Origin of the sequence: Streptomyces sp. NPDC002564 (assembly GCF_042889645.1) — a bacterium.
Taxonomy (GTDB): domain Bacteria; phylum Actinomycetota; class Actinomycetes; order Streptomycetales; family Streptomycetaceae; genus Streptomyces.
Genome location: NZ_JBIARE010000003.1, coordinates 349389 through 363601, shown reverse-complemented (window position 1 = coordinate 363601; position 14213 = coordinate 349389). Strand labels below are relative to the sequence as shown.

The 14213-nt window shown below is 73.6% G+C and carries 13 protein-coding genes and 1 riboswitch; of the genes, 5 read left to right on the top strand and 8 right to left on the bottom strand.

The window, feature by feature from the left end; all coding sequences use genetic code 11:
• Nucleotides 1-254 precede the first annotated feature (254 nt).
• From ACFYXE_RS13175 to ACFYXE_RS13150, 6 genes are all read right to left on the bottom strand, one after another.
• Nucleotides 255-1094, bottom strand: a complete 840-nt coding sequence (locus tag ACFYXE_RS13175; RefSeq protein WP_389311930.1) for an ECF transporter S component — start codon at nt 1092-1094, stop codon at nt 255-257.
• On the bottom strand, nt 1091-2767 hold the full coding sequence (locus tag ACFYXE_RS13170) for an ABC transporter ATP-binding protein (RefSeq protein ID WP_389311928.1): 1677 nt from the start codon (nt 2765-2767) through the stop codon (nt 1091-1093). Before ACFYXE_RS13170 ends, ACFYXE_RS13175 begins: the two co-directional genes overlap by 4 nt.
• Nucleotides 2764-3963, bottom strand: coding sequence for an energy-coupling factor transporter transmembrane component T (locus tag ACFYXE_RS13165; RefSeq protein ID WP_389311926.1), 1200 nt, complete (start codon nt 3961-3963; stop codon nt 2764-2766). Before ACFYXE_RS13165 ends, ACFYXE_RS13170 begins: the two co-directional genes overlap by 4 nt.
• Before the next feature lie 30 nt (nt 3964-3993).
• Nucleotides 3994-4674, bottom strand: coding sequence for an SCO2322 family protein (locus ACFYXE_RS13160; RefSeq protein ID WP_389311924.1), 681 nt, complete (start codon nt 4672-4674; stop codon nt 3994-3996).
• Nucleotides 4671-5921, bottom strand: coding sequence for a prenyltransferase/squalene oxidase repeat-containing protein (locus ACFYXE_RS13155; protein WP_389311922.1), 1251 nt, complete (start codon nt 5919-5921; stop codon nt 4671-4673). Before ACFYXE_RS13155 ends, ACFYXE_RS13160 begins: the two co-directional genes overlap by 4 nt.
• Nucleotides 5922-6066: 145 nt before the next feature.
• Nucleotides 6067-6142, bottom strand: a riboswitch (cobalamin riboswitch).
• 56 nt (nt 6143-6198) lie between these two features.
• Complete coding sequence (locus ACFYXE_RS13150; protein ID WP_389311920.1) at nt 6199-7305, bottom strand: MBL fold metallo-hydrolase; 1107 nt, start codon at nt 7303-7305, stop codon at nt 6199-6201.
• A gap of 171 nt (nt 7306-7476) precedes the next feature.
• Here ACFYXE_RS13150 and ACFYXE_RS13145 point away from each other — a divergent pair, with 171 nt between their 5' ends.
• On the top strand, nt 7477-8943 hold the full coding sequence (locus tag ACFYXE_RS13145; protein ID WP_361175433.1) for an aldehyde dehydrogenase: 1467 nt from the start codon (nt 7477-7479) through the stop codon (nt 8941-8943).
• Nucleotides 8943-9176, top strand: coding sequence for a ferredoxin (locus tag ACFYXE_RS13140; RefSeq protein WP_361175430.1), 234 nt, complete (start codon nt 8943-8945; stop codon nt 9174-9176). Before ACFYXE_RS13145 ends, ACFYXE_RS13140 begins: the two co-directional genes overlap by 1 nt.
• Before the next feature lie 164 nt (nt 9177-9340).
• Here ACFYXE_RS13140 and ACFYXE_RS13135 read toward each other — a convergent pair whose 3' ends face one another.
• Both ACFYXE_RS13135 and ACFYXE_RS13130 read right to left on the bottom strand, forming a co-directional pair.
• Nucleotides 9341-9949 carry a LuxR C-terminal-related transcriptional regulator gene (locus ACFYXE_RS13135; protein WP_389311917.1) on the bottom strand — a complete coding sequence of 203 codons (609 nt, stop codon included), beginning with the start codon at nt 9947-9949 and terminating at the stop codon, nt 9341-9343.
• A gap of 218 nt (nt 9950-10167) precedes the next feature.
• Nucleotides 10168-10791 (bottom strand): TetR family transcriptional regulator, encoded by a 624-nt coding sequence (locus ACFYXE_RS13130; protein WP_389311915.1) that lies wholly within the window; start codon nt 10789-10791, stop codon nt 10168-10170.
• A 214-nt stretch (nt 10792-11005) separates the two neighbouring features.
• Between ACFYXE_RS13130 and ACFYXE_RS13125 the strand changes: the two genes are divergently transcribed.
• The 3 genes from ACFYXE_RS13125 to ACFYXE_RS13115 are packed head-to-tail and all read left to right on the top strand — an operon-like array spanning nt 11006 to nt 14210.
• Nucleotides 11006-12379 (top strand): glycosyltransferase family 4 protein, encoded by a 1374-nt coding sequence (locus ACFYXE_RS13125; RefSeq protein ID WP_389311913.1) that lies wholly within the window; start codon nt 11006-11008, stop codon nt 12377-12379.
• Nucleotides 12379-13131 (top strand): class I SAM-dependent methyltransferase, encoded by a 753-nt coding sequence (locus tag ACFYXE_RS13120; protein WP_361175418.1) that lies wholly within the window; start codon nt 12379-12381, stop codon nt 13129-13131. Before ACFYXE_RS13125 ends, ACFYXE_RS13120 begins: the two co-directional genes overlap by 1 nt.
• Nucleotides 13128-14210 (top strand): prenyltransferase/squalene oxidase repeat-containing protein, encoded by a 1083-nt coding sequence (locus ACFYXE_RS13115; RefSeq protein WP_361175415.1) that lies wholly within the window; start codon nt 13128-13130, stop codon nt 14208-14210. The genes ACFYXE_RS13120 and ACFYXE_RS13115 overlap by 4 nt, the downstream gene beginning before the upstream one ends.
• Nucleotides 14211-14213: the final 3 nt, after the last annotated feature.

Genomic DNA, 14213 nt, shown 5'->3' with positions numbered 1-14213 from the left:
GGGCTGTCGGCGCCGTGCGACTCCTCCAGAGAAGCAGGGCCGTTACCTCGCCGCAATGACCCCATTTACTAGTGGAAGTCGCATCCACGCCGAATGTCCGTCCTGTGACGTGGCTCTCAATGCCCAGGTCAGCGCAGTGATTGATGCATGTACATCAAGAGGCGGGCGCTACGGGCCTCCTTAGTAGAGGACGAAGGTCCTGTGGGCCGCCTCACGGACTCGGGACCCCGATGTAACGGAACGCGGCCGGTCCCCTACGGCTTCGGCGCCTCGAATGTGACCGGCGCCTCGAAGGCCGCCCGCCGGGTGGCCCGCCGCAGCGCCTTCAGGACGGCGGGGCCGAGCGCGAGGCTCAGCAGCACCGTCACGACGGCCCGCGGCAGGTCCCAGCCCAGCGAGGTCGCCAGGCAGTACGCGACGAACCGGCCGAGGTTGTCCGACAGCGGGTCGCCCGGCACGAAGGACACACCGGTGGACATGCCGCCGAGGTAGGGCCAGCCCTGGAGGTTCATCACCGTGCCGTACAGGACCGAGGACACCGCGCCGTAGACCGCCAGGAGCCACAGCTCGCGCCGCCCGCGCAGGGTGTCGGGCCCCGGCAGCAGCCCCGCGCCCATGCAGACCCAGCCCATCGACAGCATCTGGAACGGCATCCACGGCCCGACCCCGCCGGTCAGCAGCGCCGACGCGAACATCGACACCGCCCCGAGCACGAAGCCGAAGCCGGGACCGAGCACCCGCCCGCTCAGCACCATCAGGAAGAACATCGGCTCGATGCCCGCCGTCCCCGCGCCCAGCGGCCGCAGCGCCGCACCGGCCGCGGCCAGCACGCCCAGCATCGCGATGGCCTTCGCGTCGAGACCGACGTCCGCGATGGTCGCCACCACCACGGCGAGCAGCAGCGGCAGCAGCGCCGCGAACAGCCAGGGCGCGTCCTGCGCGTGCCGGCCGAGCCCCGAGTCGCCGCCCGCGAGCAGCGGCCACCCGAAGGCGACCACGCCGACCGCGCCGACCAGGCCGAGCGCGGCGATCGAGCGGCGGCCCAGGCGGATGGGCCGGGCCTGCGCCTGCACCGCGGGTCCGGCGGCCGTCATGCGGACTCCCCGGCGCCGAGCGCCGCGCGCACCTGCGCCACGGTCAGCCACTCCTGCGGCGCCAGGATCTTGGTGACCTGCGGCGCGTAGGACGGGGAGGACACCACGATCTGCTCGGTCGGGCCGTCCGCGACGACCTCGCCGTCGGCGAGGATCACCACCCGGTGGGCGATCTCGGCGGCCAGTTCCACGTCGTGCGTGGCGAGGACGAGCGCGTGCCCCTCGGCGGCGAGTCCGCGCAGGACCGTGACCAGGCGGGCCTTGGCCGCGTAGTCCAGGCCGCGGGTCGGCTCGTCGAGCAGGAGCAGCGGCGGGCGCGCGGTCAGCACGATCGACAGGGCGAGCGCCAGGCGCTGCCCCTCCGACAGGTCCCGGGGGTGCGTGGCGTCCGCGATGCCCGGCAGCAGCTCGCCGACCAGGGCACGGCAGGTGCCGGGCGCCGCCCCCGCGTCGTCGTCGGCCGCCGCGCACTCGGCGGCCACGGTGTCCGCGTACAGCAGGTCGCGCGGCTCCTGCGGGACCAGGCCGACGCGCCGGATCAGCCGGCGCGGTGCCGTGCGGTGCGGGACCGCGCCGCCGACGCGCACGGTGCCCGAGGTGGGTTCGAGCAGGCCGACCAGGGTGGACAGGAGGGTGGACTTCCCGGCGCCGTTGCGGCCCATCAGGGCGACGGTCTCGCCGGGCGTGACGGTCAGGTCGACCCGGCGCAGCGCCTCGACGCGGCCCCGGCGCACGGCCAGGCGCTCGACGCGGGCCGCGGTCGCCGCCTCGGGCGTACGGTCCTTGCGCAGCCGGGACCGGCGGCCGGGCGTCCGCTCCGGGGCGGGCCCGGCGCTCCGCTCCCGCTCCGGTGCGGCGTCCGCGAGCCGTTCGCGCAGCGCGCCCGCCCGGCGCCGCGCGTTCCGCACGGTCAGCGGCAGCGGCGACCAGCCCGCGAGGCGGCCGAGCGCGACCACCGGCGGGAACACCGGGGAGCGGGACATCAGGTCGGCCGGGTCGCCGAGCTCGGGTGCCGCGCCGGGCGCGCCGAGCAGCAGCACCTGGTCCGCGTACTGCACGACCCGCTCCAGGCGGTGCTCGGCCATCAGGACCGTGGTGCCCAGGTCGTGCACCAGCCGCTGCAGCACGGCGAGCACCTCCTCGGCGGCGGCCGGGTCGAGCGCGGAGGTCGGCTCGTCGAGCACCAGGACCCGCGGGTGCGGGGTGAGCACGGAGCCGATGGCCACGCGCTGCTGCTGGCCCCCGGAGAGCGTGGCGATGGGGCGGTCGCGCAGGTCGGCGAGGCCCAGCAGGTCCAGGGTCTCCTCGACGCGGCGGCGCATCACCTCCGGGGCCAGGCCCAGCGACTCCATGCCGTAGGCCAGCTCGTCCTCGACGGTGTCCGTCACGAAGTGGGAGAGCGGGTCCTGGCCCACCGTGCCGACGACGTCGGCCAGTTCCCGGGGCTTGTGCGTACGGGTGTCGCGGCCCGCCACGGTCACGCGGCCGCGCAGCGTGCCGCCGGTGAAGTGCGGGACCAGGCCGCTGACCGTGCCGAGCAGCGTCGACTTGCCGACCCCGGACGGGCCGACGAGCAGCACGAGCTCGCCCTCGGGGACGGTGAGGTCGACGCCCTGGACGGTGGGTCCCGCGCTCCCCTCGTACGTCACGGAGACGTCCTCGAAACGGATCATGACGTCTCCTTCTGGACGTGCCGGTCCTGCTTGTTCTTCTGTCCCTGTTGGCCGGTGCGGTCGGTGCGGGAGGCCTCGGCCGGGACCGGTGCGACGAACGCGGGCAGCAGCCCGATCAGTACCGCCGCCGCGGGCCACAGCGGCAGCGCGGGCGCGACCAGGGGGACGACGCCGGGGTGCAGCGCGGCCGTGTCGTGCGACGCGGCCCAGATCACCAGGCCCGCGACCGCGACCCCGGACCCGGCGACCAGCCAGGCGCGCACGCCCCACGGATCGGGCCGGTAGCGGGTGCGCACCGAGCGGCGCCCGCCCAGGCGCAGCCCCGCGAGCGCGGCGGCGAGCCCCGCGGCGAGCACGGGCAGCCCGTACGCGGCGCCCTGCGCGGTCAGCAGTCCGTACGTCCCCACGCACACACCCATCAGACCGCCGAGCGTCAGCGCGGCCGTCGCCCTGCGCACGGCGGCCGGGACGGGCGCGGTGCGGCCGAAGCCGCGCGCGTCCATCGCGGCGGCCAGCGCGACCGACCTCTCCAGGGCGCCCTCCAGGACCGGCAGGCCGACCTGCAGCAGCCCGCGCAGCCCCTTGTCCGGGCGCCCGCGCAGCCGCCGGGCGGCCCGCAGCCGCTGCACGTCGGTGATCAGGTTCGGCGCGAACGTCATCGCCACGACGACGGCGACCCCGACCTCGTAGAGCGCGCCCGGCAGCGACTTGAGCAGCCGGGCCGGGCTGGCCAGCGCGTTCGCGGCGCCGACGCAGATCAGCAGGCCCGCCAGGCGGATGCCGTCGTAGAGCGCGAAGGTCAGCCCCTCGGCCGTGACCCGGCCGCCGATCCGCACGCCCTGTGCCCAGTCGGGCAGCGGCACCTCGGGCAGCGTCACCAGGACGTGCGTGCCCGGGATCGGCGAGCCGAGGACGATCGCGAACACCAGCCGGATCGCGATGACCACGAGCCCCAGCTTCACGAACGCGCCGTACGACTTCGCCCACGGCGCCGACGTCCGGCGCGCCGCCACCACATAGCCCGCGACGCCGATCAGCAGCCCGATCAGCAGCGGGTTGGTGGTGCGCGACGCGGCGGTGCCCAGGCCGATGGCCCACACCCACCAGGCGCCCGGGTGCAGGGCGTTGCCCCGGTGCGCCTCGGGGGCGCGGCCGCGCCCGAGCAGGCGGGGCGCGTCGCCGCCGTGGTCCGTCATGGTGCCGTCCGTGTCCGTTCCGGGCCCGGGTCAGCCGCGACGGCGGCGGGTCTGCCAGATCGCGGCACCGCCGAGCAGTGCGACGGCGGCGATCCCGGCGATCAGGCCGAGCGAGGGCCCGCCGTCGTCGCCGTCGCCGTCCGCGCTCGGCCGCGCGGCGGAGTCCTCGCGCGCGGTGCCGTCGCCGGCGACCTGCTCGCCGCAGCCCGACTTCGGGTAGCCGTCGATGGCGCACAGCAGCGCCTTGGTGTCGTAGCGCAGCGGCTCGGCGACCGAGGCGAGGGCCTCCGCGCTGGTGGCGTCCTCGCCGACCCGCGCGCAGGCGGACCGGGCCGCGGGCGGCGTCTCGCCCCGGGGGGCGTCCTTGGGCAGGCCGAAGTCGATGACCAGGGCGACGCGCTTGCGGCCGTCCTCGGCGGGCGTCTTCGCGCAGATGTCCTTGAAGGCGGCGGGGCCGCGCGGCGACGCGGAGTCCTTCGAGTCGTCGGAGACCGAGAAGCGGAATCCCTGCACGTCGCCGTCCTCGGGACGGGCGGTGCCGGGCCCCTGGCTCGCGTACGTCCACCGGTCGCCGTCCCGGTCCCAGAAGGACCAGTAGCGGTAGCCGGCGGCCTGGGCGGGCGCGGCGACGAGCAGGCACAGCAGCGCGGCGAGGAACGCCCCGAGCACCAGCCGTCCGCGCCGCGCACGTCCCTGGGTCACCTGGGTCACAGTTGGTTCTTCTTCTTGCGGTTTCCGCTGTACAGGAAGCCGATGCCGATGCCGGCGACCATGCCGACGCCGATGATCCACCAGACGCTGACGCCGCCGTCGTCGTTCTTCTCGTCCTTCTTCTCGTCCGCGTCCGCGCCGTCCGAGCTGCCGGTGGAGTCCGCCGCCCGCGGAGCCGGGCCCTGGGCGTTCAGCTCCTTGACGAGGTCCGTGCCGCCGAAGTCGCGGGCGTCCATCCCGGCGGCGTGCGCGGCGAGGACCAGCTGGGCGTAGGCGGCGGGTCCGGACTGCTTGGCCCAGTCCGCGGAGTTCTTCGACAGCCAGGTGGCGGACTTCTTGGCCTGCTCCTGCTGTCCGGCGGCGGCCAGCGCGAGCACGGAGTCGGCGGTGTTGCCGTAGTCGGGCTGGTCGGTGGAGCCCGGCATGGCGGACATCAGGTGGTCGTCCGTCGCGCCGAGGGCGTCCAGGAGGTAGCCGGTGCCGTTGCTCGCGGCCTGCGCGGCCGAGTCGGCCTTCGCGCACTCGGGCTCCGCGGTCGCGCTCTTCTTCGGGGCGGTCACGACCAGGCCCCGGCCCAGGCTGCCCAGCACACCGGCGGCGGTGGCGTCGGCGTTCGGCGAGAGCTTGCCGGACTTGGCGTCGGCCAGGCCGAAGGCGCCCTTGTCCTTGTCGCAGTCCATGACGAGCTTCGGCAGCGCGTCGTAGGCGGACTTGTCGCCCTTGGACTTCACGTTCGCCGGGTTCTCGCCCGCCGAGACGAGCGCGCCGACGACGATGCCGGTGGAGTTCGCGTCGGTGGGCAGGCCCGGGTTGTAGCCCCAGCCGCCGTCCTTGTTCTGGACGGACTTCAGCCACTGGACGCTCTTGTCGACCGTCTTCTTCTGGCCGCCGAGCGCGGCGAGGGCCTGCACGGCGGCGGCGGTGGAGTTGCTGTCGACGGCCGTCTTGGCGTTGCAGGGGGCGCTCGCGTCCGGGCGGTACGCCGCGAAGCCGCCGCTCGCGCACTGCTGGCCGGTCAGCCAGTCGACGGCCTTCGAGGCGGGCCGGACGCCCTCGGTGTGCTGGGCGAGCAGGGCGTAGGACTGGCGGAAGACGCCGTCGAACTTGGGGTCGGTCTTGCCGTAGAGACCCGAGGGGAGGGCCGCCGAGGCCGACGGCTCGGGGTCGTCCGCGACGGCGGCCGGTGCGGCGGCCGAGCCGACCACGGCGACGGCGGCCAGGACCGCTGCGCTGCGACGTACGTTCATGATGCGGCGGGTTCGCCTCTCCCTGCGGGGAGCGGGGCGGCACGGACCCATGCGAGCACGGCTTCCGGGCGGCTCCGGCTCCGTATACCTCGACGGTGCCGCTCATCGGAGGTCCCGATGACGCGAGCCGGTCACGTTCCGCACCGGGCATTCCGGCTCACCGAGTCCGACGCTCGGCACACGGCTGCGGGTCAGCGCCGGATTCGCACCGGCTTCCCCCTGCGCGGACGTGAGGACGACTCGCCCACTCTACCGGCCGGTTCCTGCGCGCCCCGGGTCACACCGCCACGAACGCGACCGGATCGCTGCCCGCCACGGCCTCCACGCGCCCCAGCTTCACCAGGCGGCGCACATGGGCCTCGGCCTCGGAGACCGCGATGTTGCGCGAGCCGTAGGGGATCTCGTCCCAGGGGCGGTTCCACTCCATGCGGGTGGCGATCCGCCAGGGCGTGAGGGGCTCGGCGAGCAGCGCGAGCAGGCTCGTCAGCCGTTCCTCGTGGTGCGCGAGCAGGGCCCGGACGCGGGCCGGGGCGTCGGTGAAGGCGCCCTGGTGGGCGGGGAGGATCTCGGCGGGGTCCAGACGGCCGACGCGCTCCAGGGAGTCGAGGTAGTCGCCCAGCGGGTCGCCGCCGCTCGGGCGCAGCGGGGTGCCGGCGGCGAGGTCGGCGACCGCGCCCTCGTCGGGGTCCTCGTACAGGCCGATGTGCGGGGTGATGCCGGGCAGCAGGTGGTCGCCGGAGAAGAGCCGGCCGTTGCCCGCGAGGCCCGCGGGGTGCGCCTCCTCCAGGTGCAGGCAGACGTGTCCCGGGGTGTGGCCGGGGGTCCAGATCGCGCGCAGCCGCCGCCCGGGCAGCGCGAGGAGCTCGCCGGGGGTGATGCCGCGGTCGGGCAGGGCGGGGGCGAGGCCGGGGAGCGTGCGGTGGTGGCCGTGGTCGCGGGCACGGACGAGGGGGGCCAGGTGCGCGTCGGGGGCGCCCGCGGCGGCGAGCTTGTCCACCAGGTACGCGTACCAGCGGTCCGGCGGGTTCGAGCGGGTGCGGCGCACCACGTCCGTGTCCGCGTCGTGCAGGGCGATCCACGCCCCGGAGGCGGCGCGGACCTGCTCGGAGAGGCCGTGGTGGTCGGGGTGGTGGTGGGTGATGACCACGCCGTGCACGTCCGTCACCGCGACGCCGCAGGCGGCGAGCCCGGCGGTGAGGGCGTCCCAGGACGCCGGGTCGTCCCAGCCGGTGTCGATCAGGACGGGGCCCGCGTCGGTGTCCAGGAGGTGGACCAGGGTGAAGCCGAGCGGGTTGTCGGGGATCGGGACCTTGATGCTCCAGACGCCGCCGCCGTGCTCGATCACCGGCGTGCCGCTCCCGTGCGTGCCGCTCACCTGCGTCATGGGCGCCTCGTCTCTCGTCGTGCCGCCACTATAACTAGAACTAGTTTCAATAGTCGCCCAAGTCCACTGATTGATCCCTGAGTTGCCCGTTCCGTCCGTGGACTCCTCCAAGTAGAACTGGTATCAGTTCTGAAACGGTGTCAGGAAGCGCTCCGCAGGAGGCAGTCAGCCATGACCGAGCTCGTGGAACACGGACAGCTGTTCATCGGCGGGGAGTTGGTGGACCCGCTCGGCAAGGGCGTCATCGACGTCGTCTCCCCGCACACCGGAAAGGTCTTCGCCCGCGTGCCGCACGCGGCGCCCGCCGACGTGGACCGCGCCGTCGCCGCCGCCCGCAAGGCCTTCGAGCACGGCCCCTGGCCGCGGATGACCCTGGACGAGCGCATCGAGGTCATCACGAAGATCAAGGACGGCTTCGCGGTACGCCACGAGGAGATCGCCCGCGTCATCAGCTCGGAGAACGGCACCCCCTACACGTCCAGCGTCATGGTGCAGGCCCTCGCCGCGATGATGGTGTGGGACGCGGCGATCACCGTCGCGCGCGACTTCCGGTACGAGGAGGAGCGCGCCGGGGTCCTCGGCAGACTCCTCGTGCGGCGCGAGCCGGTCGGCGTCGTCGCGGCCGTCGTGCCGTGGAACGTCCCGCAGTTCACCGCCGCCGCCAAGCTCGCCCCGGCGCTCCTGGCCGGCTGCCCGGTGATCCTCAAGACCTCGCCGGAGGCCCCCCTCGACGCGTACATCCTCGCCGAACTGGCCGCGGAGGCGGGCCTGCCCGAGGGCGTCCTCTCGATCGTCTCCGCCGACCGCGAGGTCAGCGAGTACCTGGTGGGGCACCCGGACGTCGACAAGGTGTCCTTCACCGGCTCCGTCGCCGCGGGCAAGCGCGTGATGGAGGTCGCCGCCCGCAACCTGACGCGCGTGACCCTGGAGCTCGGCGGCAAGTCCGCCGCCGTCGTCCTGCCGGACGCGGACGCGGCGAGCGCCGTCGCGGGCATCGTGCCGTTCGCCTGGATGATCAACGGCCAGGCGTGCGTGGCCCAGACCCGCATCCTCGTGCCGCGCACCCGCTACGACGAGTTCGCCGAGGCCTTCGCCGCCGCGGCCACCGCGCTGAAGATCGGCGACCCGCTGGACCCCGCCACCGAACTCGGCCCGCTCGTCGCCCGGCGCCAGCAGCAGCGCTCCCTCGACTACATCCGGATCGGCCAGGAGGAGGGCGCCAAGATCCTCGCGGGCGGCGGTCGCCCGGCCGGCTTCGACGAGGGCTGGTACGTCGAGCCGACCCTCTTCGGCGGCGTCGACAACTCCATGCGCATCGCCCGCGAGGAGATCTTCGGCCCCGTCATCTGCCTCCTGCCGTACGGCGACGAGCACGAGGCCGTGGCCATCGCCAACGACTCCGACTACGGGCTCAGCGGCAGTGTCTGGACGGCCGACGTCGAGCGCGGCATCGACGTCGCCCGCCGGGTGCGCACCGGCACGTACTCCGTGAACACCTTCAGCCTCGACATGCTCGGCCCCTTCGGCGGCTACAAGAACTCCGGCCTCGGACGCGAGTTCGGGCCCGAGGGGTACGGCGAGTACTTCGAGCACAAGATGATCCACCTCCCCGCGGGCTACGAGGGGAAGGGTGCCTGATGGGAGACCGCTGGCACGTCGAGGTCGACCGGTCGGTCTGCATCGGCTCGGGCATGTGCGTGCTCACCGCGCCCGGCCGCTTCGAGCTGGACACCGCCCGTCAGTCGCACCCCGTCGCCGCCGAGACCGACGCCAACGAGAAGGTCCTGGAGGCCGCCGAGGGCTGCCCGGTCGAGGCGATCACCCTCACGCTGACCGACGGCGGGGAGGTCGTCTTCCCGCCCGAGGAGTGATCCGCCCGCCCGCCCGGGACCTGCGCCGCCCGGCCCCGACCGCCGGACGCCCGCGACCCGTTCACCTCTGACGGTGACGGGCGCGGGCGTCGGCAGAACCGCGGTGGCCGGAATGTCCGGGGGACTTCACCGGGGCGGGGGCGGGGGAGCGGGGACGGACCCGCTCACACCCAGCCCTCGCCCTGCGATATCCGTATGGCGTCGATCCTGTTCCGCGCCCCGGTCTTCCGGGTGATCGCGGCCATGTAGTTGCGTACCGTGCCGGTGGACAAGTGGAGGCTGGTCGCGATCTCCGCGATCGACGCCCCCCTGGCGGCCAGTGACAGCACCCCTAACTCCCGCTGCGTCAGCGGCATCTGCGCGGCCTTCAGGAATCCGAAGCCCAGCGAGTCGTCGACGAACCGCTTACCGGACGCCACCTGCCGTATTCCGGCGAGCAGGCGCTCCGGCGCGCTCGCCTTGTTCACATAACCCAGCGCGTCCGCCTCCGCGGCCCGCCGCAGCTGCCCCGGCCGGTTCGCGGTCGCGAGCACGAGCACCCGGCAGCCCCTCCCCAGTGCCGAAGGGCCGGTCAGGTCGCCGAGCGGCGCCTGTGCGTACGTGGCCTCGTCGTCCAGGTCGACGACACAAAGGTCCGGCCGCACGCTGCGCTGCCGGCCGCGCGCGTGCGACCACGGCGCGTGGAACACCTCCAGATCCGGCTCGCGGGCGAGTTGCTCCGCCAAAGCCATTCTCAACAGACAGGCGTCGTGCACGAGTAGAACCCGGATCACGCTCTGCCCCTCCAGCTCCCCGCCCCGATTGTGTTGCTCCGTTCAAGCACGCTGACCATTCATAGCGGTGAGTACCCCCGTAGTGACGCAGAGAACTGGCCAAGGGGAGGCTGGGGGCGCATTTGCCGTGCGACTGTGCGCCCCTTGTGCGTCAGAGAGGGTACGGATGGACGATGCGCGACGCCCGGGGAAGTGCACCCGGGCACGGGGTCCCGCCGTCAGGGGGTGCGGGGCTCGGCCGTCAGGTCGATCAGCCGGCAGACCGTCTCGATGTCGATCTTCACCTGGGCGATCGAGGCGCGGCCGGAGAGCCAGGTGATCAGCGCCGAGTGCCAGGTGTGCTCGATGACCCGGACCGCGGAGAGCTGCTGCGCCGTCGGGTTCTCCGCGAGGCCCATCGCGTCCAGGATGATCACGGTCGTCAGCCGCGAGACCGTGTCGACCTCGGGGCTCACCGAGCGGTCCGCGAAGGTCAGCGCGCGCACCATCGCGTCCGCCAGGTGCGGCTCGCGCTGCAGCGCGCGAAAGGCCCGCATCAGCGTCTCGGCGACCCGGTCGGCGGGGGTGTCACCGGCCGGCGGGCGCTTCCTGATGGTCGTGTGCATGTGCTGCAGCTGGTCCTGCATGGTGGCGACCAGCAGATGGACCTTGGAGGGGAAGTAGCGGTAGAGGGTGCCGAGGGCGACCCCGGCCGCCTCGGCGACCTCGCGCATCTGCACGGCGTCGAAGCCGCCCCTGCTGGCCAGTTGGGCACTGGCGTGCAGGATCCGGCGGCGGCGGGCCTCCTGGCGCTCGGTGAGGGGCGGCGTCGCCGCGTTCGCCGACCTGGCTTCCGCTGTCATGTCGATGCCCCTCCGCAAACGCCTCCCGAGATCGCACAGCATGGCAGGGAGCCCGTCGTGGCGCGAATCACCTGATCCGGGCCTTACACCTCGCCTACCTGCCGGTAGATTCAAAGCGCGTTCAGCGATCATTCAACGATCAAGTCTGAAACTTGTTCTAGATTACCGTCCCGGCGTAACCTCGCGGAGAACTGCAGGAAGAAGGGGGCCGAGAGTGACCGCTGAGGCCATGGAGGCAGGCCCCCGCAAGGGCTCTGGAGGCGGCGGCGAGCGCCCGCTGCGCATCGCCCTCCTCACGTACAAGGGAAACCCGTTCTGCGGGGGACAGGGCGTCTACGTACGCCATCTCTCCCGCGAGCTCGCCCGGCTCGGCCACAGCGTCGAAGTCATCGGCGCGCAGCCCTACCCCGTCCTCGACGAGGGCGAGGGCCTCGAAGGACTCAAGCTCACCGAGCTGCCCAGCCTGGACCTGTACCGCTCGCCCGACCCCTTCCGCACGCCCGGGCGCGGCGAGTACCGCGACTGGGTCGACGCCCTCGAAGTGGCGACCATGTGGACCGGCGGTTTCCCCGAGCCCGCGACCTTCAGCCTGCGCGCCCGCCGCCATCTGCGCGCCCGGCGCGGCGACTTCGACGTCGTGCACGACAACCAGACGCTCGGCTACGGCCTGCTCGGCGACCTCGGCGCGCCCCTGGTCACCACCATCCACCACCCGATCACCGTCGACCGGCGCCTCGAACTCGACGCCGCGCCCGACTGGAAGCGCCGCGCGTCCGTCCGCCGCTGGTACGCCTTCACCCGCATGCAGAAGCGCGTCGCCCGGCGGCTGCCCTCGGTCCTCACCGTCTCCGGCACCTCCCGCCAGGAGATCATCGACCACCTCGGGGTCCGCGACGACCGCATCGACGTGGTCCACATCGGCGCCGACACCGGCCTCTTCTCGCCCGACCCGGCCGTCGCGGAAGTGCCCGGCAGGATCGTCACCACCTCCAGCGCCGACGTCCCCCTCAAGGGCCTCGTCCACCTCGTCGAGGCGCTCGCCAAGGTCCGCGCCGACCACCCCGGCGCCCACCTCGTCGTCGTCGGCAAGCGCGCCGAGGACGGACCCGTCGCCCAGGCCATCGAGCGCTACGGCCTCGAAGGCGCCGTCGAGTTCGTCAAGGGCATCACCGACGCCGAGCTCGTCGACCTCGTCCGCTCCGCGCAGATCGCCTGCGTCCCCTCGCTGTACGAGGGGTTCTCGCTGCCCGCGGCCGAGGCGATGGCCACCGGCACCCCGCTGCTCGCCACCACCGGCGGCGCGATCCCGGAGGTCGCCGGCCCCGACGGCGAGACCTGCCTCGCGGTCCCGCCGGGCGACGCGGGCGCCCTGGCCGCGGGCCTGAACCGCCTGCTCGGCGACGGCGAGCTGCGGGCCCGGCTCGGCGCGGCCGGACGCGCGCGCGTCCTCGCGAAGTTCACCTGGGCGCAGGCCGCCAAGGGCACGGCCGAGCGCTACCGCGAGGCCATCGCCCGCGCCGCGGCCACCGATCCCGGCCGCGCCGCGGCCGCCACGACGTACTCGACGCACTCCGGGAGCCATCGCTGATGCTGACCGTCGACTTCACCCGCTTCCCGCTCGCCGCGGGCGACCGCGTCCTCGACCTGGGCTGCGGCGCGGGCCGGCACGCCTTCGAGTGCTACCGGCGCGGCGCGCAGGTGGTGGCCCTGGACCAGAACGCGGAGGAGATCCGCGAGGTCGCCAAGTGGTTCGCCGCGATGAAGGAGGCGGGCGAGGCACCGGCGGGCGCGACGGCCACGGCGATGGAGGGCGACGCCCTCAATCTGCCCTTCCCCGACGAGTCGTTCGACGTCGTCATCATCTCCGAGGTCATGGAGCACATCCCCGACGACAAGGGGGTCCTCGCGGAGATGGTGCGCGTCCTCAAGCCCGGCGGCCGCATAGCGGTCACCGTCCCGCGCTACGGCCCCGAGAAGGTCTGCTGGGCGCTCAGCGACGCCTACCACGAGGTCGAGGGCGGTCACATCCGCATCTACAAGGCCGACGAACTCCTCGCCCGGATGCGGGAGTCCGGCCTCAAGCCGTACGGCACCCACCACGCGCACGCGCTGCACGCGCCCTACTGGTGGCTCAAGTGCGCCTTCGGCGTCGACAACGACAAGGCGCTGCCCGTGCGGGCGTACCACAAGCTGCTGGTCTGGGACATCATGAAGAAGCCGCTGGCCACCCGCGTCGCCGAGCAGCTGCTCAACCCGGTGGTCGGCAAGAGCTTCGTGGCGTACGCGACCAAGCCGCACCTTCCCGTGACCTCGGCCGACGCCGCGGCGGCCGCCAAGTGACGAGCCCGGAGCGGACCGAACACCTCGTCCTGCCCGGCGTCCTGACGGCCGATCAGGCCGCCGCGACGGTACGGGGCATCCTCGCCGTGCAGCGCGCGGACGGCGCCATACCGTGGTTCCGCGGGCACCACCTGGACCCGTGGGACCACACCGAGGCCGCCATGGCGCTGGACGCGGCGGGCGAGCACGCGGCCGCCGAGCGCGCCTACGACTGGCTGGTGCGCCACCAGAACCCGGACGGTTCCTGGTACGCCGCGTACGCCGACGGCGACCCGCACGACATCACCGACCGCGGCCGCGAGACCAACTTCTGCGCCTACCTGGCCGTCGGCGTCTGGCACCACTACCTCTCCACCGGCGACGAGGCGTTCCTGGACCGCATGTGGCCCGCCGTGGCCGCCGCCGTCGAGTTCGTGCTCGCGCTGCAGCAGCCCGGCGGGCAGATCGGCTGGAAGCGGGAGGCGGACGGCACCCCGGTCGCCGACGCGCTGCTGACCGGCTCCTCCTCCATCCACCAGGCGCTGCGCTGCGCGCTCGCCATCGCCGACCAGCGCGAGGAGCCGCAGCCCGACTGGGAGTTGGCGACCGGCGCCCTCGCGCACGCGATCCGCAGCCACCCCGAACGCTTCCTCGACAAGAACCACTACTCCATGGACTGGTACTACCCGGTCCTGGGCGGCGCGCTGACCGGCGCGGAGGCCAAGTCCCGCATGGAGGAGGGCTGGGACCGCTTCGTGGTGCCGGGCCTCGGCGTGCGCTGCGTGGTGCCCAACCCGTGGGTCACCGGCGGCGAGAGCGCCGAACTGGCCCTGGCCCTTTGGGTCCTCGGGGAGTCGGACCGCGCCCTGGAGATCCTGCAGTCCATCCAGCACCTGCGCGACGCGGAGTCGGGCCTGTACTGGACGGGGTACGTCTTCGACGACGAGGCCCGCTGGCCCGAGGAGCTCACCACCTGGACGGCGGGCTCACTGCTCCTCGCGGTGGCGGCGCTCGGCGGCGACGAGGCGACGTGCGCGGTCTTCTCCGGCGAGCGGCTGCCGCGGGGACTGGACCCGGACTGCTGCGACACGCCCCGGTAGCAC